Origin of the sequence: Novosphingobium endophyticum (assembly GCF_014640675.1) — a bacterium.
Taxonomy (GTDB): domain Bacteria; phylum Pseudomonadota; class Alphaproteobacteria; order Sphingomonadales; family Sphingomonadaceae; genus Novosphingobium; species Novosphingobium endophyticum.
The window spans coordinates 107953-131635 of the sequence record NZ_BMHK01000006.1 but is presented as its reverse complement, the minus strand read 5'-3'; the positions used below and the strand labels follow the sequence as shown (position 1 = coordinate 131635).

The 23683-nt window shown below is 66.1% G+C and carries 23 protein-coding genes, 1 tRNA gene and 1 riboswitch; of the genes, 10 read left to right on the top strand and 14 right to left on the bottom strand.

All coding sequences use genetic code 11. The annotated features are described in order from the left end of the window. Positions 1–73: 73 nt before the first annotated feature. The 3 genes from mdh to IEX32_RS06465 form a co-directional block, all read right to left on the bottom strand. Complete coding sequence (gene mdh, locus IEX32_RS06475) at positions 74–1036, bottom strand: malate dehydrogenase (protein WP_188769656.1); 963 nt, start codon at positions 1034–1036, stop codon at positions 74–76. A gap of 383 nt (positions 1037–1419) precedes the next feature. Then, a complete protein-coding gene (locus IEX32_RS06470) occupies positions 1420–1761 on the bottom strand; it encodes a hypothetical protein (RefSeq protein ID WP_229736186.1) in 342 nt (113 codons plus the stop codon). Positions 1762–1932: 171 nt separating this feature from the next. After that, the gene (locus IEX32_RS06465; protein ID WP_229736183.1) at positions 1933–3060 is read right to left on the bottom strand and encodes a cell wall hydrolase; all 1128 of its coding nucleotides are present in this window, start codon (positions 3058–3060) and stop codon (positions 1933–1935) included. 205 nt (positions 3061–3265) lie between these two features. Beyond that, positions 3266–3453, top strand: a riboswitch (cobalamin riboswitch). A gap of 101 nt (positions 3454–3554) precedes the next feature. Between IEX32_RS06465 and IEX32_RS06460 the strand changes: the two genes are divergently transcribed. From IEX32_RS06460 to IEX32_RS06445, 4 genes are all read left to right on the top strand, one after another. Next, complete coding sequence (locus IEX32_RS06460; protein WP_188769652.1) at positions 3555–5369, top strand: TonB-dependent receptor domain-containing protein; 1815 nt, start codon at positions 3555–3557, stop codon at positions 5367–5369. Between the two features lie 95 nt (positions 5370–5464). Further along, positions 5465–6304 (top strand): ABC transporter substrate-binding protein, encoded by an 840-nt coding sequence (locus tag IEX32_RS06455; protein WP_229736174.1) that lies wholly within the window; start codon positions 5465–5467, stop codon positions 6302–6304. Continuing rightward, the gene (locus IEX32_RS06450; RefSeq protein ID WP_188769648.1) at positions 6301–7266 is read left to right on the top strand and encodes a FecCD family ABC transporter permease; all 966 of its coding nucleotides are present in this window, start codon (positions 6301–6303) and stop codon (positions 7264–7266) included. The genes IEX32_RS06455 and IEX32_RS06450 overlap by 4 nt, the downstream gene beginning before the upstream one ends. Further along, entirely contained in the window at positions 7263–8045 is a 783-nt protein-coding gene (locus tag IEX32_RS06445; protein ID WP_188769646.1) for an ABC transporter ATP-binding protein, read from the top strand. Before IEX32_RS06450 ends, IEX32_RS06445 begins: the two co-directional genes overlap by 4 nt. A gap of 37 nt (positions 8046–8082) precedes the next feature. Here the strand turns inward: IEX32_RS06445 and msrA are convergent, their stop codons facing one another. Continuing rightward, complete coding sequence (gene msrA / locus IEX32_RS06440) at positions 8083–8610, bottom strand: peptide-methionine (S)-S-oxide reductase MsrA (RefSeq protein ID WP_188769644.1); 528 nt, start codon at positions 8608–8610, stop codon at positions 8083–8085. A 118-nt stretch (positions 8611–8728) separates the two neighbouring features. Between msrA and IEX32_RS06435 the strand changes: the two genes are divergently transcribed. The 6 genes from IEX32_RS06435 (at position 8729) to IEX32_RS06410 (ending at position 13456) form a co-directional block, all read left to right on the top strand. Further along, the gene (locus IEX32_RS06435) at positions 8729–9589 is read left to right on the top strand and encodes a class I SAM-dependent methyltransferase (RefSeq protein WP_188769642.1); all 861 of its coding nucleotides are present in this window, start codon (positions 8729–8731) and stop codon (positions 9587–9589) included. Between the two features lie 12 nt (positions 9590–9601). Further along, entirely contained in the window at positions 9602–10453 is an 852-nt protein-coding gene (gene aguB, locus IEX32_RS06430; RefSeq protein WP_188769640.1) for an N-carbamoylputrescine amidase, read from the top strand. A gap of 5 nt (positions 10454–10458) precedes the next feature. Next, positions 10459–10956, top strand: a complete 498-nt coding sequence (gene folK, locus IEX32_RS06425) for a 2-amino-4-hydroxy-6-hydroxymethyldihydropteridine diphosphokinase (RefSeq protein WP_188769639.1) — start codon at positions 10459–10461, stop codon at positions 10954–10956. 29 nt (positions 10957–10985) lie between these two features. Next, a tRNA-Lys gene (locus IEX32_RS06420) sits at positions 10986–11061 on the top strand. Between the two features lie 11 nt (positions 11062–11072). Next, positions 11073–11222 (top strand): hypothetical protein, encoded by a 150-nt coding sequence (locus IEX32_RS06415; protein WP_188769638.1) that lies wholly within the window; start codon positions 11073–11075, stop codon positions 11220–11222. A 71-nt stretch (positions 11223–11293) separates the two neighbouring features. After that, entirely contained in the window at positions 11294–13456 is a 2163-nt protein-coding gene (locus IEX32_RS06410; RefSeq protein ID WP_188769637.1) for a glycoside hydrolase family 20 zincin-like fold domain-containing protein, read from the top strand. A gap of 172 nt (positions 13457–13628) precedes the next feature. Here IEX32_RS06410 and IEX32_RS06405 read toward each other — a convergent pair whose 3' ends face one another. From IEX32_RS06405 to hutI, 10 genes are all read right to left on the bottom strand, one after another. After that, positions 13629–14996: a class I adenylate-forming enzyme family protein gene (locus IEX32_RS06405; protein ID WP_188769636.1), complete on the bottom strand. Its 1368-nt coding sequence runs from the start codon at positions 14994–14996 to the stop codon at positions 13629–13631. Next, positions 14996–15682, bottom strand: coding sequence for an SDR family NAD(P)-dependent oxidoreductase (locus tag IEX32_RS06400; RefSeq protein WP_188769635.1), 687 nt, complete (start codon positions 15680–15682; stop codon positions 14996–14998). Before IEX32_RS06400 ends, IEX32_RS06405 begins: the two co-directional genes overlap by 1 nt. Positions 15683–15717: 35 nt before the next feature. Continuing rightward, complete coding sequence (locus IEX32_RS06395; RefSeq protein WP_188769634.1) at positions 15718–16008, bottom strand: acyl carrier protein; 291 nt, start codon at positions 16006–16008, stop codon at positions 15718–15720. Positions 16009–16048: 40 nt separating this feature from the next. Next, on the bottom strand, positions 16049–16582 hold the full coding sequence (locus tag IEX32_RS06390) for an acyltransferase (protein ID WP_188769633.1): 534 nt from the start codon (positions 16580–16582) through the stop codon (positions 16049–16051). A gap of 230 nt (positions 16583–16812) precedes the next feature. Further along, positions 16813–17193, bottom strand: a complete 381-nt coding sequence (locus IEX32_RS06385) for a winged helix-turn-helix domain-containing protein (RefSeq protein ID WP_188769632.1) — start codon at positions 17191–17193, stop codon at positions 16813–16815. A 41-nt stretch (positions 17194–17234) separates the two neighbouring features. Next, positions 17235–18329 carry a class I SAM-dependent methyltransferase gene (locus IEX32_RS06380; RefSeq protein ID WP_229736172.1) on the bottom strand — a complete coding sequence of 365 codons (1095 nt, stop codon included), beginning with the start codon at positions 18327–18329 and terminating at the stop codon, positions 17235–17237. A 133-nt stretch (positions 18330–18462) separates the two neighbouring features. Then, a complete protein-coding gene (gene hutU / locus IEX32_RS06375; protein WP_188769631.1) occupies positions 18463–20130 on the bottom strand; it encodes a urocanate hydratase in 1668 nt (555 codons plus the stop codon). Continuing rightward, positions 20127–20936: an N-formylglutamate deformylase gene (gene hutG / locus IEX32_RS06370; protein WP_188769630.1), complete on the bottom strand. Its 810-nt coding sequence runs from the start codon at positions 20934–20936 to the stop codon at positions 20127–20129. Before hutG ends, hutU begins: the two co-directional genes overlap by 4 nt. Continuing rightward, entirely contained in the window at positions 20933–22462 is a 1530-nt protein-coding gene (gene hutH / locus IEX32_RS06365; protein ID WP_188769629.1) for a histidine ammonia-lyase, read from the bottom strand. Before hutH ends, hutG begins: the two co-directional genes overlap by 4 nt. Further along, positions 22459–23658 carry an imidazolonepropionase gene (gene hutI / locus IEX32_RS06360; RefSeq protein ID WP_188769628.1) on the bottom strand — a complete coding sequence of 400 codons (1200 nt, stop codon included), beginning with the start codon at positions 23656–23658 and terminating at the stop codon, positions 22459–22461. Before hutI ends, hutH begins: the two co-directional genes overlap by 4 nt. Positions 23659–23683 lie beyond the last annotated feature (25 nt).

Below are 23683 nucleotides of genomic sequence, written 5' to 3'. Positions count from 1 at the left end.
AGTCGCTTCGCGGCATTATTTTTCCAGCTGGGTCCCGGCCTGCGCCGGGATGACGGTGATTTGTATGCCGGTGTCAGGCCAGCGATTCGTCGATGCCCTTGCAGGCCACCAGCAGTTCGCCAACCGCGTCGATCGACACCTGAAGCCCCGCCTTGGCCTTCTCGTCGAGTTCGATCTCGATCACTTCCTCGACGCCGTCCTTGCCGATCTTTACCGGCACGCCGACGTAGAGGCCGTCAACGCCGTACTGGCCGGTGATGTGCGCGGCGCAGGGCAGGATGCGCTTCTGGTCGCCGAGGTAGCTTTCGGCCATGGCGATGGCGCTGGCGGCCGGGGCGTAGAAGGCGGAGCCGGTCTTGAGCAGGCCGACGATCTCGCCGCCGCCGTTGGCGGTGCGCTTGACGATTTCGTCGATGCGCTCCTGCGTGGACTTGCCCATCTTGATGAGGTCGGGAACGGGGATGCCCTTGACGGTCGAGTATTCGACCACCGGCACCATGGTGTCGCCGTGGCCGCCCAGCACGAAGCTGGTCACGTCGCGCACCGACACGCCGAATTCCCAGGCGAGGAAAGTCGAGAAGCGGGCCGAATCGAGCACCCCGGCCATGCCGACGACCTTGTTGTGCGGCAGGCCGGAGAATTCGCGCAGCGCCCAGACCATCGCGTCGAGCGGGTTGGTGATGCAGATGACAAAAGCGTTCGGGGCATGCTGCTTGATGCCTTCGCCGACCGACTTCATGACCTTGAGGTTGATGCCCAGCAGGTCGTCGCGGCTCATGCCCGGCTTGCGGGGCACACCGGCGGTGACGATCACGACGTCCGCGCCCGCGATGTCCTTGTAGTCATTGGTGCCGGTGATCTGGGCGTCGAAGCCTTCGACGGGGCCGCACTGCGAGAGGTCGAGAGCCTTGCCCTGGGGGATGCCTTCGGCAATGTCGAACAGGACGATGTCGCCCAGTTCCTTCTGCGCGGCGAGGTGCGCGAGCGTGCCGCCGATGTTGCCGGCGCCGATAAGGGCAATTTTCTTACGAGCCATGATGCGTGCGTGTCCTTCCCAGTGGCGGGACCTCGGACGTCAAAGGCGGCCTGCTTTGTCCCGCAGAAGGCAGGTGCCGTCGGTTTCGACGCGCGCCCTACGCCCGTCGGCGCGACATTGCAACCGCGAAAAGGCGTGGGAAGGGCATATTGCACTACTTTTTAGTGATAATAGTTCGCAATTGCAATAGAGAAATCCCTGAAACGGCGGATGCCGGAATGCCGCTAGGGGATCGGGCCGCGCCAGCCGGCTCGGCCAGGTGAAGCTCCGCCACTCATCTCACTGATAAGCTGCTGGTACAAGGCCTGTGGAGGCGAAGCGTGACGGCCTCGGGACGCGGCGCCGCGTCCCGTGAGGAGGAGGAACGAAATCGAAGAGTTCGGTCAGCCGCGGCTGGCGATCTTGCGGGCAAAGGCGTCGGCCATCCGCCGGTCGAGCTGGCGGCAGATCGACAGCCACCAGGTGCAGCCTTCATCGTCGTCGGCGGCGCGCGCCGCTTCCGCCTTGGCGCGGGCGTGGGCAGCGGCGGAGAGGCCATGTCGCGCGAAATGGCGCAAGGCTTCCGCCAGCAGCAGCTGGTCGTTCGCCGCCTGCATCGGCAATGGCAACGGCGCCTGCGGATTGGCGTAGGCGGCCATCGCCCGTTTTGCCGCGTCCGAACTCTGGCCTTCCCGTCTGTTGTCATTGACCGCGCCCAGCGGAGCGGACCGGCAGAGCGCACGCATGATAACGGGACTTCTCCCACCCCAAGCGGCGGCAAAGCGGATTGTCATGATCGGCGGCCCTTCGTGTCGTATCGTGCTTGGGCCGGTTATGCCACGCAGGCTCTAAACCTTCGTGATGGCCTATGGTTGCTGAAGTCTTGCGGCGCGGCCGGTCTTTCGACGGAGCCGCGGTCAGTCGGTCGGCTGGGCGATCCAGCGGCCGCTGTTGGCGTACTGCGCCTTGATTCCCTGCGTTTCGGGCAGGCTGTGCGCGCGGTAGATGGCATCGCCGCCGCGCTCGCGAACCTCGCTGGTATAGAGCGGGGTCGAGGCCGGTCGCGAGGCAGCGGGCTCGCTTGCCCGGGCCGGTTCGAGCGCGCCGAAACTGCGCTGCACATTTACCGGGTCAAGCGCGGCAGCGGCCGCGGCGGCAAGCGAGGAATCGTCGCGGCGATGCGGCGCGGCCAGCGGCTCGCCGCCGGCGTAGGCGAAGCGGAAAGTGCCGGGTCGTCCGGCCGTCCCTCGAAAGCCATAGAAGCGGTGCGCCCCGATCGTGCCTGTATAGTCGAGGCTGGCAGCCCAGTAGGGATGGACCTGGACGGTGTGATAATGCGTGGAGAGCCCGACCGGCGCATAGACATAGCCGGACAGTGCTGCGCGGGCGACGTCCATCGCCCGGTCCCAAAACAGGCGCACGGGCTTTCGTGCCAGCGAACCGTCGCAGGTGAAGGAGAACTGGCAGCCGGTCGTGCGCTCCGATCCCTGGTAGACGACACCGCACACCGTGCCGGGATAGGCAGGATGGGCCACGCGGTTGAGCACGACCTGCGCGACCGCGCGCTGGCCGGGGTCGGGTTCGCTGGCGGCTTCATAGTAGATCGCGGCGGCCAGGCACTGCAGCGCGCGGGTGCGATCGACACCGCTGTTGTCGATGCGCAGCGCGCGCGCGGCCGGGCTTTGGACAGTTTCGTCCGCGTCCGAGCGGATTCCTTCGCCGACCTTGAGCGGGGCCGCTTCGAAGTCGAGGTAGTAGAAGGCCGAGCCGGGAAAGCTGGCGCCTGCCCGTTCGAAAGGCATCGGCTCGACCCGAGTTTCCTCTGCGACCGCATCGGCGATGGCGAAACGTTCCCACCCGCCCGGCGCGGCGAACGCGGGCAGGGTGACGGCGGCAAGCCCGGCAAAGCCGATTGTCCAGTGGCGCCGCTTGTGCATATGGCGCCTGCCCCGGCCGGCCCTTCGCCGATCGAAACGCGCGGCGAAGTCGCGCGGGCGCGTCTCGCAGTCTCCGATCACGGCAAGGAAGGCGGGGGCTGGGTTCACTCTTGTCCTTTCGGCCGCAGCGCTTTGCGCAGCGCGGCACGCCTGCGCCTATCCCGCATCGCTAAGGGCCGCACCTGCGGCGTTCCAGCCGTCCCGAAGCGGAACATCCCGCCTTCCTACGCTTAACCGGTTAATGAACCGCCCTTCTGCCCTTCTCTTCAGTCAGCCGCTGCGCGCTCTTGCCATTCCTGACCCGGGACAGTATCGGCGCCGCCACGTCACGGGTTGTCCAGTTAGCCGGACCTAAGAGGGAATTTCGGTTCAACGCCGAAGCTGCCCCCGCAACTGTGACCGGGGAGTCCGCCTCCGACATGCCACTGGTTCGCGAACTGGGAAGGCGAGGGCGGGTATCGATCCGGGAGCCAGGAGACCTGCCCGAGATGGTCGTTCCGCGCCGGGCGGGGTGTCCGGTTGCAGCGAGCGTGCGCGCATGAGGAAAGGCGCGCTCCCTCCGCCATGAACGGCATTTCGTTCAAGGTTCGGAAGGAATGTACATGAAATATCTGCTTCTGCTCGGTTCGGCGCTCGCCGTCAGTACGCCTGCTCTCGCCGAGGAGGTGGGCGACCCGATCGTCGTCACGGCTACCCGCACCGAGATGCGGCTCAGCCAGATCGGTCAGCCGGTCAGCGTCGTCACCCGGGCTGACATCGAGCGTACCCAGGCGGTGCAGGCGGTCGATGTGCTGGCGCGCCTGCCGGGCGTGTCGATTTCTTCGGCGGGCGGTTTCGGCCATCCCACCAGCGTCTTCATCCGCGGGGCAGAGAACGCGCAGAGCCTTGTGCTGATTGACGGCGTGCGCATCAACGATCCGGGCGATGTCGGCGGCGGCTTTGACTTCGGCGGCCTCACCATCGGCCAGTTCGACCGGGTCGAGGTGGTGCATGGCTCGTCCGGCGTGCTGTGGGGCAGCCGCGCCATCGGCGGCGTCATCAACTTCATCACCGCGCGTCCCACCGAGCAGTGGACCGCGCGCGCGCAGGCCGAATACGGCTGGCGTGACCGCAGGCACGCCGGCGCCTCGGCATCGGGCATGCTCGGCCCGGTCGGCCTGACGCTGGGCGGCAACTGGCTGAAGGGTGACGGCCTTTCCGCTTTCAGCGAACGCCGGGGCGCCGCCGAGAAGGACGGTTTCGAGAGCCGCAGCGCCAATGCCCGCGCCGAGATCGAACTGGCTCCCGGTTTCTCCGCCGATGCCGGCGGATACTACACCAAGGCGGACTACGAATATGACGACACCGGCGCCGACGCGCTCCATGTGGGGGAAAAGCGCGATACGCTGGGCTATGCCAACCTGCGCTACTCCGGCTTCGATGACGAGCTCTCGGCGCGGATCGGCTATGGCATCACGGACACTCGGCGTGTATCCGATCATGCGATTTTCGGGCCTTATATCACCAATGGCCGCAACGAGCGTTTCGAAGGGCAGGTTTCCTTCGCGCCAGTCGAGATGGTGAGCGTGCTGCTGGGCGCCGAGACCGAAAAGTCGACGTTCTCGGACAACTTCGGTTCGCGGGATTCTACCTCGATCGACAGCTACTTCGGCAACCTCACTTTCAGCCCTTTCGCCGGCCTGACGCTGGGCGGCGGCCTGCGCTACGACGACCATGCCGACTTCGGCGATCGCACGACATTCGCGGCGAATGGCGCCTGGGCGTTCGGCGGCGAGGGTGCACCCGTGCTGCGCGCCAGCTATGGCGAGGGTTTCAAGGCGCCTTCTCTTTACCAACTGTATACGAATGGTGTCCTAAGCCCCCTCGATCCCGAAACTTCAAAGGCTTGGGATGTCGGCGTCGAACAGCCGTTTGCCGAAGGCAAGGGCCGCTTCACGTTGACCTGGTTCGACCGTAAGACCCGTAATCTCATCGATTACGACTTCGCGAACTGGAACTATTATAACGTCGGTCGCACGCGGGCTAAGGGTATTGAAGTGGCAATGGTGGTGAATGACTGGGAAGGCTTCGACCTCAGCCTGTCCTACACCTATCTTGACGCGAAGAACGTGTTGACGGGTACCCGACTGGCGCGCCGTCCCGAAAACAACCTTTTTGTCGGCCTCGACAAGACCTGGGACATGGGCCTCCATGTCGGCGCCGATTTGCGCGTGGGCGGGGGCCGCTACGACGACCATGCCAATACCCAGTTCGTCGAGGGGCATGTGGTCGTGGGTCTGCGCGCTTCCTATCCGGTCACCGACAATGTCGAGGTCTACGGCCGGGTCGAGAACGCGTTCGACGAGCACTACGAAGTGGTGCGCACATACGGCACGCCGGGGCGCTCGGCCTATGCCGGGCTGCGCGTGAAGATTTGAGCTTGCGGCTTCCCTCGTCGCCCCGGTGGAGGTGGGGGAAGCGGCCGGCGCGCGCGTTGCTGCGCGCCGGTGTCCTCGCAGCGGCGTGGACGAGCGTGACCGGATGCGGGGGCGGTTACACCGAGGCCGCTGCCGCATTCGCACGTCGCGACGCCGCGCATCCGACGATCGTCTCGCTCAATCCCTGTACCGACGCGATCCTCGCCGAAGTGACCGGGCCGGGGCAGCTCCTGGCGATTTCCGACTATAGCCACGACCCTTCCTCCACGTCGATGGATCTCGATCAGGCCCGCCGCTACCGCCCGGTTTCCGGGACGGTGGAGGAGGTTTCCGCACTTGCCCCGCGGGTTGTCGTCGCCAGCAATTTCCTTGCCCCGGCGACGCGCAATGCCCTGCATGATCTGGGTTTCGAAGTGGTGCTCGTCCCGATCGCGCAGGATCTCGCGGCGGCGCGCGAACAGGTGCGGCAACTCGCGGCCGTTGCCGGCCATCCCGAACTGGGGCAGCACCTGCTCCAGCGGATCGACAGGGCCGTCGCGGATGCGGCTCCGCCATCCGGTGCGCAGCCCCTGCCGGCCCTGGTATGGGAATCCGGCGGGCTCGTCGCGGGGAACGAGACGCTGATCGTCGATATGATGGAACATGCGGGTTTTACGAACGTTGCCGCTGCGAAGGGGCTATCGCAGGCCGATTATATTCCCCTCGAACAAGTGCTCGCCGATCCGCCCCGAGTGATCTTCGCAGTGGGCAACCCCCTGGCCCAGGAGGACCGCATGCTGCACCATCCCGCGCTGGCAGACCTGCGACGCACGACGCGTATTCCGCTCGACAGCTCGATGCTCTGGTGCGGAGGTCCGACGATTCCGCGTGCCATGGCGGGGCTGGCCGCATCGCGCGGCGCGGTGGCGCGCCAGATAGCCGCCGGCAAGCGATGAATCCGCGTCTTCTGCTTCTGCTGTTCCTTGGCCTTGCGGTCGCACTGCCGCTGTCGCTGCTTGCGGGGCGCGTCTGGATCGATCCGCTTTCGCCCGCGACCCAGAACGCAGCGACCATCCTCTTCCACTTGCGCCTCCCGCGCGCCGTGCTGGCACTGGGAATCGGCGCGGGGCTGGGAGCGGCCGGTGCGGCGATGCAGGGGTTCCTGCGCAATCCGCTGGCCGATCCGGGCCTGTTCGGCATCGCGCCCGGCGCGGCGCTGGGGGCAGTGCTCAGCTTCTGGACCGGCTATGCCGCCGCGCCCTGGCTGTTGCCGCTCTTCGCGCTCGCGGGGGCCTGCGGGGCCATGACGCTGCTGGGGCTGATCGCCGGACGCAGCGGCGGCATCGCGCTGTTCACGCTCGCCGGCCTGATGGTGTCCAGCCTCGCCGGCGCGCTGGTGAGCCTTGCCATCAGCCTGTCGCCCACGCCTTTCGCAATGAGCGAGATCGTCACCTGGTTGATGGGCTCTCTGGCCGATCGGTCGTGGCGCGATGTAGGGATCTCGATACCTTTCATCATGCTCGGCATCGGCGTGCTGGCTTTCGCGGGGCGCAGCCTCGATGCCCTGACGCTGGGCGAGACGGCGGCGCGTTCGCTGGGCGTGGAGCCGCTCAAGCTGCAGGTGCTGATGGTCGCCGGCATCGGCCTCACCGTGGGCGCGGGCGTCGCCGTGGCCGGGATCATCGGTTTCGTCGGGCTGATGGTGCCGCACCTCGTGCGCCCGTTCACCGATCATCGTCCGTCCTCGCTCATCGTGCCCAGCGCGCTTGCCGGGGCTTTGCTGCTGATCATTTCGGATTCGCTGTGCCGTATCCTGCCGCTCACCGGCGGGGAACTGCGCCTCGGGATCGGGCTCAGCCTGCTGGGCGCGCCGTTTTTCCTGCATCTGCTCCTGAAAATGCGGCGGGAGCTGGTATGAGCCTGGGCGTCAGCAACATCACCCTGGCGGGCCGGCTGCAGGAAGTGTCACTGCAATGCCGGCGCGGCATGGTCACGGCGATCTGCGGGCCGAACGGGGCGGGCAAGTCCTCGCTCCTGTCCTGCATGGCGGGTCTGCTGCGTCCGGACACGGGCGACGTTCTGCTCGGCGGAAGGCCGCTTTCCAATGTTTCGGTCGCCCAGAAAGCGCAGTGGATCGGCTATCTGCCTCAGGCGCCCGAAGTGGCCTGGGACGTCTCGGTCGAGGTGCTTGTCTCGCTCGGGCGGCTGCCCTGGCGCAACGCCCCCGCCAAGGAGGCGCGCAAGGCGATCGACGATGCAATCGCCGCCATGGACCTCGAGGACCTGCGGCATCGCCCGGTATCGCGCCTTTCGGGCGGAGAGCGGGCGCGGGTACTGATGGCGCGCTTGCTGGCGACGCAGCCGGGCTGGCTGCTCGCGGACGAGCCTTTCGCCAGCCTCGACCTCGCCCATGCCGCCGCGTTGATGCGCCGCTTCCGCCAGCAGGCGAAGGCAGGGCGCGGCGTGGTTCTGGTGCTGCACGATCTTGCCACGGCAATGAACCATGCCGATCAGGTGCTGGTCCTCAGGAAAGGGCGCGTCGAGGCGGAGGGCCCGCCCGAAATCGCCCTGGCCGGCAAGGTGATCCACCGCGTCTGGAACTGCCCCGCACGCTGGCTGGGCGAACCGGGCGAGCGGGCGCTGTCGCTGGGGCTGGCCACGCCCTTCCTGGTCGACGTCAGCAGAGGGTCTGTCTGACAGCGCTTCGGGGAGAGGGCTGTGCCGACAGGAATTGTCAGCCCTTCACCTTGCTCTGGAAGCTCTTGCGCAGTTTCATCAGCTTGGGCGGGATCACGGCGAGGCAGTAGGGATTCCGCTGGCCTTCGCCTTCCCAGTATTCCTGGTGATAGTCCTCGGCCGGATACCATGTCGCCGGCCCTTCGATGGTGGTGACGATCTTGCCGCCGTGCTCCTCGTGCGCGCGGGCGATCGCGGCCTCGGCTTCGGCCCGCTGCGCCTCGTCCTGCGGGAAGATCGCCGAGCGGTACTGCGTGCCCACGTCATTGCCCTGGCGGTTGAGCTGGGTCGGATCGTGCGTGCCCATGAACACGTCGAGGATTTCAGCGTAGGAAATGACCTGCGGTTCGTAAGTCACCCGGATCGCCTCGGCATGCCCGGTCTCGCCCGAGCAGACCTGCTTGTAAGTCGGGTTCTCGACCGCGCCGCCGATATAGCCGCTCTCGACCTCGCTTACGCCGATCACGTCGCGGAACACCGCTTCGGTACACCAGAAGCATCCGCCTGCCACGATTGCCGTTTCCATGATGATACAGATCCTCGGTTTCGGGGAATTCGTCACAAGATAGTTACACTTGAGCGGCTTGTCATTGGCTGCGCGCCGACTAGGTTCGCGGCAGATATTTGCATTCGGGAGACTCGTCATGCGCCGCGCCGTTATCGCCCTGTCCTCGCTGATTGGCCTGCTGGCCGTGCCGATGGCCGCTTCGGCGGCCGGCACGGCGTCCGAGGCAGAAGTCTGCGAAGGCTGTGAAGCGCTGCTCGAACTCGCCGCCGCGCACCCCTCGCGCAAGGACGACCGCGCGCGCGATGTCCATCGCCATCCGGTGGAGACGCTCTCCTTCATGCGCGTCGGGCCGCAGATGAAGGTTGGCGAATATGCGCCGGGCGGCGAGTGGTACTCGCGCCTGCTGGGCCTCTATCTGGGAGAGCAGGGGCATCTCGTGGGGCTCTATTTCGATCCCACCAGCGGCGCGTTCAAGCCCGAGACCCAGGAAGGCATCCGCAAGGGCGCGGCGGCATTCCCGGCGGACGTCGCGAAGTTCACCGGAATGCCTGCCGAAAGGTTCGCCGCCTACACGCTCGATGCCGTTCCGGAGGGAGAGAAGGGCACTTTCGACCGCATCCTCATCATGCGCATGATGCACAACATGATGCACTGGAACATCGCCGACAGCGAGATCAAGGCGATGCGCGCGCTGCTCAAGCCCGATGGCCTGGTCGGCATCGTCCAGCACCGGGCAAAGGCCGATGCGCCTTTCAGCTATGCCGACGGGTCCAAGGGCTATCTGCGCGAGGCCGACCTCATCAAGTTCATGGAAGTGAACGGCTTCGAACTCGTCGCGAAGTCGGACATCAACGCCAATCCGAAGGACAGCGCCGACTGGGAAAGGGGCGTCTGGACGCTGCCGCCCAGCCTCGCGCTCAAGGAGCAGGACAAGGCGAAATACCAGGCGATCGGCGAGAGCGATCGCATGACGCTTCTGTTTCGCAAACGCGACTGATAAAGGGCCGCAATGGCCGAAGTCACCATCGCAGCACTGCAACTCGCCCTCAACTCCGCCGACGAGGCGGAGAACATCGCCGCCGTTTCCGCGCTGGTCGAGGAAGCGGCGGGCAGGGGCGCGCAGATCGTGCTGCCGCCCGAGCTGTTCTCCGGCCCCTATTTCTGCAAGGTCGAGGATGAGGCACTGTTCGCGCTCGCCCGCCCGACGGCGCGGCATCCTTCGGTCATCGCCATGCAGGCGCTCGCGAAGAAGCTGAAGATCGCGATCCCCACCAGCTTCTTCGAGCGTGACGGGCACCATTACTACAACACGCTCGCCATGATCGGCCCGGACGGCGAGATCATCGGCACCTATCGCAAGAGCCACATCCCCGACGGGCCGGGCTACGAGGAAAAGTACTATTTTCGTCCCGGTAACGACGGGTTCAAGGTCTGGGATCTGTTCGGCGCGCGCGTCGGTGTCGGCATCTGCTGGGACCAGTGGTACCCCGAATGCGCGCGGGTGATGGCGCTGCTGGGCGCGGAACTGCTGTTCTATCCGACCGCGATCGGCTCGGAGCCCTACGACACCGATCTCGACACCAGCCGCATGTGGCGCCGCGCCATGCTCGGCCATGCCGTGTCCAACTGCATGCCGGTGATCGCCGCCAACCGCATCGGGGTGGAAGACGGCCAGGCGTTCTACGGCCATTCCTTCATTACCGATGAATGGGGAGACTATCTCGCCGAATTCGGCAAGGAAGAGACCGGCGCGCTTGTGGCGACGATCGACCTCGCCCGCGCCGCGAAGCACCGCGCCGGCATGGGCTTCTTCCGCGACCGCCGCCCGCAGCTCTACACGCGTATCGCGCAGGACGTCTGACGAGCTTGGACGGGCACCTCTACCTGATCGCGCTGGGCTCCAACGTCCGGCACCACCGCCACGGCCGACCGCGCCAGGTTCTCCGCGCCGCGATCACGGCGCTCGGGCGCAAGGGCTTCGAAGTCGAGGCCATCTCTCGCGTGATCGAAACCCCGCCCCTCGGCCACTCGCGCCGCCGCTACGCCAACGCCGCGGCGCTGGTGCGTACCGGGCGCGAACCGGACGAGGTGCTTTGCGAGCTAGCCCGGATCGAGCATGGGTTCGGCCGCAGGGCCGGTGGCCAACCCTGGGGCGCTCGGGTGCTCGATCTCGACATCGTGCTGTGGAGCGACGGCCCCTGGACCAGCGAAAGTCTCGTCGTGCCCCACCCGGCCTTTCGGAGCAGAACCTTCGTCCTCGGTCCGGCCTCGCGCATAGCGGGATCCTGGCGCGACCCGCTCACCGGTCTGACGCTGAATCAGCTCCACACACGCTTGACCAAGCCGCGCCCTGCCCCTAGGTGACGCCTTCCCCAGCCGCCAAGCGCGCTCGTGGGCCCGTAGCTCAGTAGGTAGAGCAGCTGACTTTTAATCAGCGGGTCACAGGTTCGAATCCTGTCGGGCTCACCATAATTTCATTTATGACCAATGTGCACCTTGCGCCGCTGACGGGGCGACCGCAGGGCATGCTGGGCGGCTCCCGGCTCGGATATTCAGGCGAACAGAAACCGGCTACGCTCACCGAAGCGGAACCGTTGGACGAACTCATGCCATGGATCACCGCGGGCTGAACACATCGCCTACACTTGCGATCCTCCGCCAGCGCAAGTAGCGCTCTCCGCAAGGCAGCTTAGGAGGGGCTATGGCAAACGCAGCGAAGCTTGTGATGACGTTGCTGGCGATCATCATGATGACCGGCACGGCCTATGCCAAGAGCGTCTATATCGTGCACGACGCCCTGCTTCCCCAGTCGGACTATGCTTCCCGCAGACTGGCCACGGCTCTGGAATCGCAAGGCTACTCGGTGGTGAACTCGCCGCGCGGGTACGACTACCTCATTAGCATCGCCGTAAACGACCACAAGCTGCGTCCGGAAGCCTACACGATCAAGCCAGAGGGACGCCACGTTACCGTTTATGGCGGCGACGCGCGCGGCATGGTCTATGGCGTGTTGGCCTTGGCTGACGATCTGCGCAGGGGTGTCGCTCTCGACGAGGTTCAGGCTCGCACCGAGGCGCCTCGCCTCCCGTTCCGGGCAATCAAGCACAACTTTCCCTGGGACAGCTATCGACAAAGCAAGGCGCTGGACCAGCATCTCGCGACCACGCGCGACCCGGCCTACTGGGAAGCGTTCCTCGACATGATGGCCGAGAACCGCTTCAATTCCCTGACTTTGTGGAACCTGCATCCCTGGACGTACATGATCAGGCCCCGCAACTTCCCGGAAGCCAGCCCCTTCAACAACAAGGAGATGGAGGAATGGCGCCACCTCCATCACGAAATTTTCCGCATGGCCAGGGAGCGGGGGATCGATACCTATCTGGTCCCGTGGAACATCTATGTCAGCAAGGAATTCGCTCAGGCCCACGATGTCGGGCATGAGAACTTCTACCCCTATTACAATTCGAAAGGGGATACGTCCGAGCTGATCAAGCGCTATGTCCGCGAAAGCGTTGCGCAGGTTCTGGAGGAGTATCCAGACCTGACGGGCATCGGGCTGGCCCGTTCGGAAGCAATGGGCGGGATGACCGCTCAGCAGCGCGACGACTGGCTCGCCGAGACCTATCATCAGGCGATCCGCGGCGCCCAACGCCCCGTCAAGATTATCGAACTCGTGCCGCCATCGTCCGGTCTGACCATGGACGGATCGACCAGCGTGGAGACCGAGCAGCTCACGCGAAAGGGAGTCGAGGCGATCGACTTCGCGGATGGACCGATATGGCTGGCCCCGAAGTTCAACTGGTCGCACGGTCACTCGACGCCAACTCTGGTCCGCGTGCATGGCGGCGAATTCGGCGACACGTACTACGATCCCGCCCCTGAGAACTACAAGATCACCTGGATCATGCGGAACGAAGATTTCTTCGCGCTCCGCTGGGGCGAGCCCTCCTTCGTGCGCGAGCACATCAAGCAGAACGCCACCGCCAGCTATGTGGGCGGCTACATCATCGGCAGCGACACCTATATCCCTGCGCTCGACTATTTCACGGCAATCGAGAAGGGCGTCGACTGGCGCTTCGCATTCGAACGGCAATGGCTGTTCTACAAGCTGTGGGGGCGCCTGATGTACAACCCGACGACGCCCGACGCGGTCTTTACGCAGGAATTCGAGCGCCGCTATGGCGCGAGGGGAAGCAACCTGCTGCGCGCATACGAACTCGCATCAAAGACGCCGCTGCGGCTCGCTTCGCTGTTCAATGCGACCTGGGACCATACGCTGTACAGCGAGGGTATGATGTCGCTGGCCGACACCTCGATGGCCTACATCAGTATCGACCGCCTGATCGAGCAGCCGGTGCTTGACCCCGCTTACGTTTCGATCGCGGACTATGTCGACGCGACCATGAAGCGGCAGAGCTTCGCCGCCGGACGGATCACGCCGCCAATCCTGGCTGACCAGCTCGAAGCGGATTGCCGCGAAGCACTGCGTCTGGTCGAAGGCATCGACACGAGCGGCAGCACCGCGTTGATGTATGAAGTGGCGGACGTGAAGGCCTGGGCGCATCTCGGCCTGCACCTGGCGGAGAAAATCCGTGGTGCAATCGCGTTGCAGACCTATCGTAAGGCTGGCGGCGCAGACAACAAAACGCGGGCAATTGCGCATCTGGAGCGCGCGCTGAGCCAGTGGGACGAGGTTGTTGCCATTACCCGGCCGATCTACCGCGACATGCTGCTGACCCACATGGTCGGGTCGAGCAAAGCGCTGCAGCCCGACGCCGTGTTTCACTGGGCTTTGATACGCCCGCAAGTGGCGGCGGATCTGGAACTGGCCCGAAAGACCGCCCGCGAACACGTGCAGGAGTAGAACGCAGTCGACGCGGGGCGCTCCGGTACCCTGATTGCGCCGGAGCAGATCGCCGAGGCTTCGCCCAAGGCAGGTGCGCGCGGCCAACCGTCGGTCGCCCACCACACTGTAAACTGATGGCACGACCGCGGCAGCGGTCTGTGTGATGCGGGCCGCGTTCGGAGCGTGCTCGTCAGGCTTCGGGAGGAGGCGGAGGCGTCCGCAACAGCTTCTGCCGTTCATTGAACAGCGCCGCTTGGGTAAAACTGATCTTCACGGGCACCTTGTGCCTAGCCAGCCGGCTCATGCAGTGCCTGCGGACGAGGGAGCGCAGCGCGGCGCAATCGGCTGCGGTTTCGCGCGGGCGGATCGTGGCGGACACGATCTGGCCGATCAGGGGATGGCTGGCGCCGCTCACCACCACTTCGGCAACGGCATCGAGCTCGCTGATCACGGCCTCGACCTCGCTGGGAAAGACCTTCTCGCCGCCGACGTTGATGAGGTCGCTTTCGCGGCCGAGGATGCGCAGCCACTCGCCGTCGACCTCGACCCGGTCTCCGGTGCAGAGCCAGCCGTCGGCGGTTCGCGGCTGATCGGCGTTGAGGTAGCCTAGCATTGTCGTGGGCAGGCGCATCCAGAGTACGCCGTCCTTCACCCGGACGGTGTCATCGCCGTTGAAACGTATCCACAGCCCGTCCTCCTCGCGCGTCCTCGCGCTGGGAGCGCCGAATTCAGACGCGCCGTATTTCTGGCGAAGCCGCGCGTGGGGGATCCGCTCGGCCACGCGATCCAGCGTCGCGCGGTCCATCGGTTCGGAGCCGAAAGTCACGATCCGCAGCGAACCGAGGTTGGCGGTCGCCGCGGCCTCACCGAGGCAAAGCAGCTTGAGGAAAGAGGGCGATACCGGCAGCACCTCCACTGACCAGCGCGCGACCGCATCGCAGACCGATCGTGGGCTGCGATCGGCCACGAGCACCAGTGATCCGCCAGCGTGCAGCGTGTAGAACAGCGTGTCCAGCCCGGCGATGTGGTCGAAGAGCAGGAACGCCAGTGTCGTCATCGGCTTGGTCGGGCGGTCATAGGCGGCGAAAAAGCCGTCGAGATCGTGCAGGATGGCCTTGGGCCTGCCGCTCGATCCGGAGGAGAAGATCACGAAACCCGGCTTCCGCTCATCCCGCAGCCCGTCGAGCAGGGGATGGCTTCCCTCGCAAGACCGGCGCTGAAAGGCCTCCTCTCCGGTTCTGCCGAACGTGAAGAGGCCCGCGGCACAGCACCCGGCCAGCGCGTCTTCGCTCGCGGCGCTTGGTGACAGGAAAGCGACGATGCACCCCCTGCGGAACAGCGCGAGCGCGAGAGTGATCGAGGTGAAGGCAAAGTCGGATTGCAGGCCGATCACTTCGCCGCCCGCGATCCCGTGGTGGTCGAGCCGGGCGCTCCAGGCATCTATCTGGTGGAGGAGGTCGTGGTAACTGTGAGAGATGTCCCCTTCGGCGATCGCCGGCTGGCCGCCATTTGCCGCCATGGCGCGGAAAAGGCGGTCCACCCTCGGGGCGGAGGGCATCAGCCAACTCCGCCGAGATAGAGAACCTGTCCGGTCACGAAGTCGCTTTCGTCGCGCAGGAAGAAGTCGATCGCATTGGTGACGTCGTCGAACGTCCCCATGCGCTTTACCGCCTGCCGGTCAATCAGGCTCGCCATCTTCTCGGCCGGGACACCCCGGATCAGGTCGGTGTCGATCGGTGTGGGGCCGAGCGCGTTGACGGTGATGCCATAGCTGGCGAGTTCCCGCGCCATCACCCGCGTCAGGCTTTCGACGGCCGCCTTGGAAGCGGCATAGGCGGCCTCGCCTTCGAGGCGCAGCGGCGTTGCGACGGTCGCGAAATTGACGATTCTGCCCGCCTTCGCCCGCAGCATGACCTTGGCCGCCTCGCGGCAGAGCACGAACGTACCGAAGACGTTGGTCGCGAAGACGCTCTCCATGGTGGACAGGGGCGTCAGCAGGACATGGTTCATCGACGCGATGCCGGCATTGTTGATGACGCCGTCGATGCGCCCGTATTCGCTGGCCACCTTGCGTACCATTTCCGTGACCGCGCGCTCGTCCGCCACGTCCAGGCAGAAGTGGCGATATCCGGGGGGAGGATCGTCCATCTCGCCCCTGCTGCATCCGGCCACCTGCCAGCCTCTTTCCATGTAGTGATCGACAAGATGGCGCCCGATGCCCTTGCGGGAACCGGTGATGACCATGACCCGATCCGTCCGTGGGCCCGTCCCTGGTCCCGTCACTGGGCCAACTCCGCCTCTATGAATTCGACGAAGCTGCCGACGCTCCTGTAGGGGCTGTGGCGCATGGACATGGCCTTTTCGCTGGCGAGCACCACTTCGCGCCCGAAGTTGTCCGCCACCGCCGCTTCCACGGCGCTGACGAGCATTACCAGCGACAGGGAATCGAGCCCGCTGTCGCCTCCGTACAGTTCCGTCTCCAGCGTGGGCGAATTCAGGTGATCATAGCCAAGGTCGCCGTTCAGTTCCCTGATGGCGCCGCACACGGTATCGATGATCCTGTCGCGCATGAAGTTCTCCTGTTGCGGCTGGCCGGACACGACGATTGATCTACCGCCTGAAAATGACCTTGGCGGGATTGCCCTGCAAAATGACGTCGTCCGGGTAGCGGCGGTTGACGAGGCTGTTGGCTACCACGATCGTGTTGTTTCCGATCACCGCGCCGTCCGTGATCGTGGACCCGGCGCCTATCCACACATTGTCGCCGATCCGTATTCCGCGAGATACTATGCCGACATCCTCAAGATGTATGTCCTTCTCGCCGTGAGCATAGTTCTGTCCTACAATATTGACGTTTGGCCCGCATATGAAATTCGCGCCTATGTGGATCCCCCCTGCTCCTGCGGAAACAAAGCACCCATTTGCTATTCCGCCGCGATGGCCAATCATTAACGGGCCTTCGCTGGCCTTTATCTTGGTAAAAGATCCAACAATACAATCTCTTCCGAGAGAAATATTTTTGGTGAGGTCGACTTCGGATCGAGGGCTTATCTTTCCACCGTACTTTAAATAGTAATATAGGGTTACCACCAAAGAGGGGGTGAAAATCCTCCTCGCCCCGCGGAGCAATTTTCTCTCTTTCATCGGATAACTTACTCATGGAAAATACGAATCAGGCGCAAGATCTGATGATGTACTGTTGTTCACAACTTTGATCTTTGCTGCAATGCAGCAGGCGTTGTTCTGCGGTGATCTGCCGCGTCCGGTCGACGGTCTGTTGCGGGAGCAAGCATCTCGGCGCGGCCCCGAACGGCTATCCCGTCGGGGGACAACGATAATCTTGCGCCCGAGGGGGCATTCACGGACCGGACCGGTCACTCGCCCTGGCTGGGCAGCGGCGCTGGTCGCAGGCCGGCCGCGAGGGAGGTGTACTCATCGGAATTTTCGGCCGCCGCCAGGACCGCCTGGAAGGCACGATAGCGCTCCAGCACCCGGCGTCCCGCGTCCGACAGCCGCGCGCCGCGTTCGTGGCCGCCGCCGGGCACGGTTTCGACCAGCGGTGGATCCCAGCAGCGGTTCATGGCATCGACCAGCAACCAGGCCCGGCGATAGCTCATGCCCATCGCGCGGCCCGCACCTGAAATCGAGCCTTCGCGCTCGATCGCCTCGAGCAGGTCGGCCTTCCCCGGCCCGATCGCGATCTCGTTTCCGCAATAGATACGCGCGTGCAGTTTCAGCTTCGGGGCGTCGGTCATTCCCTGACCCTAGCCAAGAGACCGGCACTAGGCGAGACGGTCTAACACCGCGCCTCGATGACCAGATTGAAGGGGGTTTCCGCCGCCCGTCGCACCGAGCCGAAGCCCGCCTCCTTCAGTACCTGCGTCAGCCGCCCTTCGCCCGCCTGGGCGCCCAGCGCCAGCCCCACTTCCTGCGCTTTCGACCCCGGCGTGCAGATCATCGTCGAGGCCGAGTAGTACATCCGGCCCACCGGGTTGAGATTCTCCGCCAGGCTGTCGTTGGCATAGGGCTCGACGATCATGAACGTGCCGTCGGGTTTCAGCATCTCGAGAACGCGCCGCGCCGCGCCGACGGGATCGCCCATGTCGTGCAATGCATCGAACACGCAGACGAGGTCATAATCGCTGCCCGGCGCATCCTTGGCGCTGGCAATCTCGAAGCTGATGTTTGACGGATCGCCTGCCTCCTTCGCGGCTTCGCGCGCGCGTGAAATCGACTTTTCGTGATAGTCGAAGCCGGTGAAGCGACTGTTCGGAAAGGCCTGGGCCATGATGATCGTCGAGGCGCCTGCGCCGCAGCCGATGTCGGCCACTTTCGCGCCTGCTTCCAGCTTGTCCGTCACCCCGTCGAGCGCCGGCAGCCAGTTGCTGACGAGATTGGCGCGATAGCCCGGACGGAAGAACCTTTCGGTCCCCCGGAACAGGCATTCATGGTGCTCGTGCCAGCCTACGCCCTTGCCGGTTCGGAACGCGTCGGTGATCTTTGGCTCGTCGATATAGGCAGAGGCGATCAGCTCGAACGCCGGCGCGACGTAAACGGGCGAATCCTCGTTCGCCAGCGCCATCTGCTGTTCGGCGTTGAGCGAGAACGTATCCTCGCCCGGATCGTAGTCGACGAAGCCGGAGGCAGCCTGTGCCGAGAGCCATTCACGCACGTAGCGCGTGTCGAGCCCGAGCCTTCCGGCAAGCTGCGCATCGGTGGCCGCGCCCATTTCGGCAAGCGCCTTGTAAAGGCCGAGTTTTGAGCCGGTGATCACGAGGCTGCCGCTCATGGCGGCGCCCATGTCGCCAACCATCTTGTGCATGAACTGTTCTAGCTTTTGCATGTCGGGGCCGCCGGCGGGGGCGGGTTGGGGCGGAGATGTCGTGGCCATGATTGCCGTCCTCCTGAGTCGCTGGCGCGGAATTTACCACGCCGGCTGCCCCGACGCCGACTTTTGCGGCCTTCCGGACGAAGTTTCGGTCAGTCCGATCACCCGACGCTCCGAACCGAAGCACGGGCGGCCATCACCCGAGAATTCCCGGCAGGTCCAGACCCTTCTCGCGCGCGCATGCGACGGCGACCTCATAGCCCGCGTCGGCGTGGCGCATGACGCCGCTCGCCGGATCGTTCCACAGCACGCGTTCAAGGCGCCTTGCCGCCGCATCGGTCCCGTCGGCGACGATCACCATGCCGGCGTGCTGCGAATAGCCCATGCCGACGCCGCCGCCGTGGTGCAGCGAGACCCACGTCGCGCCGCTCGCGGTATTGAGCAGCGCGTTGAGCAGCGGCCAGTCCGAGACCGCGTCGGAGCCATCGCGCATCGCCTCGGTCTCGCGGTTGGGGCTGGCGACCGAGCCGGAATCGAGGTGGTCGCGCCCGATCACGACCGGGGCCTTGAGTTCGCCTTTCGCCACCATCTCGTTGAAGGCGAGGCCGAGGTGGTGACGGTCGCCCAGCCCCACCCAGCAGATGCGCGCAGGCAGGCCCTGGAAGCGGATGCGCTGGCGCGCCATGTCGAGCCAGTTATGCAGGTGCGTATCGTCGGGCAGCAGTTCCTTCACCTTGGCGTCGGTCCGGTAGATGTCCTCCGGATCGCCCGAAAGCGCGGCCCAGCGGAACGGGCCTATGCCCCGGCAGAACAGCGGACGGATATAGGCCGGGACGAAGCCGGGAAAGGCGAATGCATTCCCTACGCCTTCGTCATGGGCCATCTGGCGGATGTTGTTGCCGTAATCGACGGTGGGCACGCCGGCCGCCTGGAAATCGAGCATGGCGCGCACGTGTACCGCCATCGAGGCGCGGGCGGCCCTCGCGACCGCGTCGGGCTCGCGTTCGCGGCGCTCGAACCATTCGGCAACGCTCCATCCGATTGGCAGGTAGCCGTTGACCGGATCGTGGGCCGAGGTCTGGTCGGTCAGCAGGTCGGGCCGGATGCCGCGTGAGAAGAGTTCGGGGAGCAGTTCGGCGGCATTGCCGAGCAGGCCGACCGAGACGGGTTCGCCCTTGGCCTTGGCGCGGTCGAGGATCGCCATGGCCTCTTCGATGGTTTCGGCGCCATGGTCGAGATAGCCGGTGCGCAGGCGCATTTCGATGCGGCTTTCCTGGCACTCGACGACAAGGCACGAGGCGCCGGCCATGACCGCCGCCAGCGGCTGCGCGCCGCCCATGCCGCCGAGCCCCGCCGTGAGTAACCAGCGACCCGTCAGGTCGCCGCCATAATGCTGACGCCCCATCTCGGCGAAAGTCTCGTAAGTCCCCTGAACGATGCCCTGGCTACCGATGTAGATCCACGATCCCGCCGTCATCTGGCCGTACATGGCAAGGCCCTTGCGATCGAGCTCGTTGAAGTGCTCCCAGGTTGCCCAGCGGGGCACGAGGTTCGAATTGGCGAGCAGCACGCGCGGCGCGTCGGCATGGGTGCGGAACACGCCCACCGGCTTGCCCGACTGGACCAGCAGCGTCTCGTCGTCCTTCAGGCGGCGCAGCGTTTCGACGATCCGGTCGAAGCTCTCCCAGTCGCGCGCGGCGCGGCCGATGCCGCCGTAGACGACCAGCTCTTCCGGTCGCTCGGCAACGTCGGGGTGGAGGTTGTTCATCAGCATCCGCAGCGGCGCTTCGGTGAGCCAGCTTTGCGCGGTGCGCTCAGGTCCGGTCGGGGGATAGATCCGGCGCGAGTTGTCGAGGCGGGTCATGGCGTGCCTTTCGCGAAGTCGAGACATGCGTCGATGACGCGGTGCAGGGCGGGCAGGACGGCGGGCTTGGGGGCGAGCGGGGCGGGCCAGTCTTCGGGGGAGGGTGAGGCCGGCTCTTCAAGGTAGCCGCGGATAGCCAGCTCCATCTGGATGGCGTGGATGCCGCTTGCCGGCGCGCCATGGTGCCGGGTCGTCCAGCCGCCCCGGAAACGGCCGTCGACGACATGGCTCATGCCGCTGTCGGCGCAAATTCCTGCCACGGCGTCGCGCAGCTCGGGAGTGCAGGTCGTGCCGCCATTGGTGCCGACGTTGAACTGCGGCAGCTCGCCTTCGAACAGGCGCGGGATGCGGCTGCGGATGGAGTGGGCGTCGTAGAGGACGATGCGTTCGTGCGCGGCGCGCAGGCGCGCGATCTCGGCGCGGATCGCGGCGTGGTATGGGTCGAACCAGAACTCGCGGCGGCGGGCGATCTCGGCCTCATCCGGCGGTTCGTCCGGGTACAGCGGTTCGCCGTCGAAAGTCTCTACCGGACACAGCCCAGTCGTCGCCTGTCCCGGATAGAGCGAGGCGCCGGAGGGATCGCGGTTGCAGTCGATCACCGAGCGCGAGACGGCGGTGCCGATCGTCGTCGCGCCCCGGTCGCGCACGAAGGCGTAAAGATCGGCGATGTGCCAGTCGGCGTCCTTGCGGGCGAGCCACGGGGAGGCGAGGAGTGCTTCGATGTCCTCGGGGATCGCCGTGCCGCCGTGCGGGAAGCAGACGATCAGCGGTGCATCGCCTCGCGTGATCTGGAGCCAGCCGGTCATGACACCCCCGGCAGGTAGAGCCCCGCCGCACGGACCACGGCGCCGGACCGGACGAGCGCATTGGCCGCTTCCAGGTCGGGATGGAAATGGCGGTCGGCGCCGAGCGGGGGCACTTTGTCGCGCACCAGCTTGCGGACCGCCTCCAGCGCGTCGCTCGAGGTGAGCGGGCCGTGGAAATCACACCCTTGTGCCGCCGCGAGCAGTTCGATGCCGATCACCGCCGTGGCATTGCGCGCCATGGCCACGAGCCGGCGGCTGCCGTGCGCGGCCATCGAGACGTGGTCTTCCTGGTTGGCGGAAGTGGGGATCGAATCGACCGAGGCGGGATAGGCCCGCTGCTTGTTCTCCGAGACGAGTGCGGCGGCGGTCACCTGCGGGATCATGAAGCCCGAGTTGAGCCCCGGCTCGGGGGTCAGGAAGGCCGGCAGCCCGGACAGCGCCGGATCGACCAGCATGGCAACGCGGCGCTCGGCGAGCGAGCCGATCTCGCAGATGGCGAGCGCAATCATGTCGGCGGCGAAGGCGACCGGCTCGGCGTGGAAATTGCCGCCGGAAAGCGCTTCGTCCGTCTCCGGGAAGATCAGCGGATTGTCCGAGACGCCGTTGGCCTCGATGGCAAGCGTGTTCGCCGCTTGCCGCAGCACGTCGAGCGCCGCGCCCATGACCTGCGGCTGGCAGCGCAGGCAATAGGGATCCTGCACGCGGATGTCATTCACGACATGCGAGGCGCGGATCGCGGAGCCGGCCATGAGTTCGCGCAGGACTTCGGCCGTGGCGATCTGCCCGGCGTGGCCGCGCAGCGCGTGGATGCGCGGATCGAACGGTGCGTCGGAACCCCTGGCCGCCTCGGTCGAGAGCGCGCCGGTGACGAGCGCGGCCTGCAGCAGCAGCTCCGCCTCGAACAGCCCCGCGAGCGCCCAGGCGCAAGAGAACTGCGTGCCGTTGAGCAGGGCCAGACCTTCCTTCGGGCCGAGTACGGCGGGCACGAGGCCGGCCTGTGCCAACCCCTCCGATGCCGGGACGCGCGCGTTCCCGACGAAGACCTCGCCCACGCCGATCATCGCGGCGGCCATATGCGCGAGCGGCGCGAGATCGCCGCTTGCGCCCACCGACCCCTGAACCGGGATCAGGGGGGTGACGCCTTTCGCCAGCATGGCTTCGATCAGCGCGGCGGTGGCGGGGGCGATGCCCGAGGCGCCTTGCGCGAGGCTGGCGAGCTTCAGCGCCATCATCAGGCGCACGACCTCCACGGGTGTCGCCTCGCCTGTCCCCGCCGCGTGGCTGAGGACGATGTTGCGTTGCAGCCGGGCAAGGTCGGCGTCCTCGATGCGGATGCTGGCGAGCTTACCGAAGCCGGTATTGATGCCGTAGACCGGCTCGCCATGGGCGAGGATCCGCGCCACGGCCTCGGCGCCGCGCCTGATGGCCGGGGCCGCGTCGGAATGGAGCCGAACCCCCGCCCCGCGATAGATCGCGCGCCAGTCGGCGAGCGGAACATCGCCGGGCCTGAGAGTGACAGTGTTCAATGGCCTCTCCGGACGCGCTGGTAAAGGGGGTTGAAGCCGATGCGGTAAACCAGCTCGGCGGGGGTCTCGATGTTCCAGATCGCCAGGTCGCAGGCCTTGCCAGCCTCCAGCGTGCCGATTTCGCCGGCCATGCCCAGCGCCCTGGCGGCATGGCGGGTGACGCCCAGCAGGCATTCTTCGACCGTCAGGCGAAACAGCGTCGCGCCCATGTTCATCGCCAGCAGCAGCGAGGTCATGGGGGAGGTGCCGGGGTTGCAATCCGTGGCAAGCGCGATCGGCACGTCGGCCGCGCGCAGAGCGGCGACGGGGGGAATGCGGGTCTCGCGCGTAAAGTAGAAGGCGCCGGGCAGCAGCGTCGCCACCGTCCCGACCCGCGCCATGGCGGCGACGCCGTCCGCGTCGAGCCATTCGAGATGATCGGCCGAGAGCGCGCCGAACCCGGCGGCAAGCGCGGCGCCGTGCTGATTGGAAAGCTGCTCGGCGTGGAGTTTGACCGGCAGGCCCGCTCCGGCCGCCGCTTCCAGCACGCGGCGAGTCTGGGCGGCGGTGAAGCCGATGGTCTCGCAATAGGCGTCGACGGCGTCGGCAAGCCCCTCCCTCGCGACGGCGGGGATCATCTCGCGCACCACGGCGTCGATGTAGCCGTCCGCGTCGCCGGCATGTTCTGGGGGCAGGGCGTGCGCGCCGAGGAATGTCGTCGTCACCGTGACCTCGCGCTGTTCCGCCAGCCTGCGCGCCGCGCGCAGCATCCGCCGTTCCGCGTCGAGCGAGAGGCCGTAGCCCGACTTGATCTCGATGGTGGTCACCCCTTCCGCGATCAGCGCGTCGAGGCGGGGGAGGGCGGTGGCGACCAGCTCGTCTTCCGATGCGGCGCGCGTGGCCGCGACGGTCGAGACGATGCCGCCCCCGGCGCGAGCGATCTGCTCATAGCTGGCGCCGGCCAGCCGCAGCTCGAACTCATGCGCGCGATCGCCGGCGTGGACGAGGTGGGTGTGGCAATCGATCAGTCCCGGCGTCATCCAGCGGCCTTCGCAGTCGTGTTCCCTGGCGCCCTCGAAACGGGGGGAACCGGCGGCCGGTCCAGCGTAAACGATGCGCCCCGCGCGCGCGGCGAGCACGCCGCGCTCCACCAAGCCGATCCCGCCGCCAGCCATGGTGGCGAGCCGAGCATTCGTCCAGATCGTGTCGCACCGCATCAGAATCGGAGGCTCCTCTGCAAAC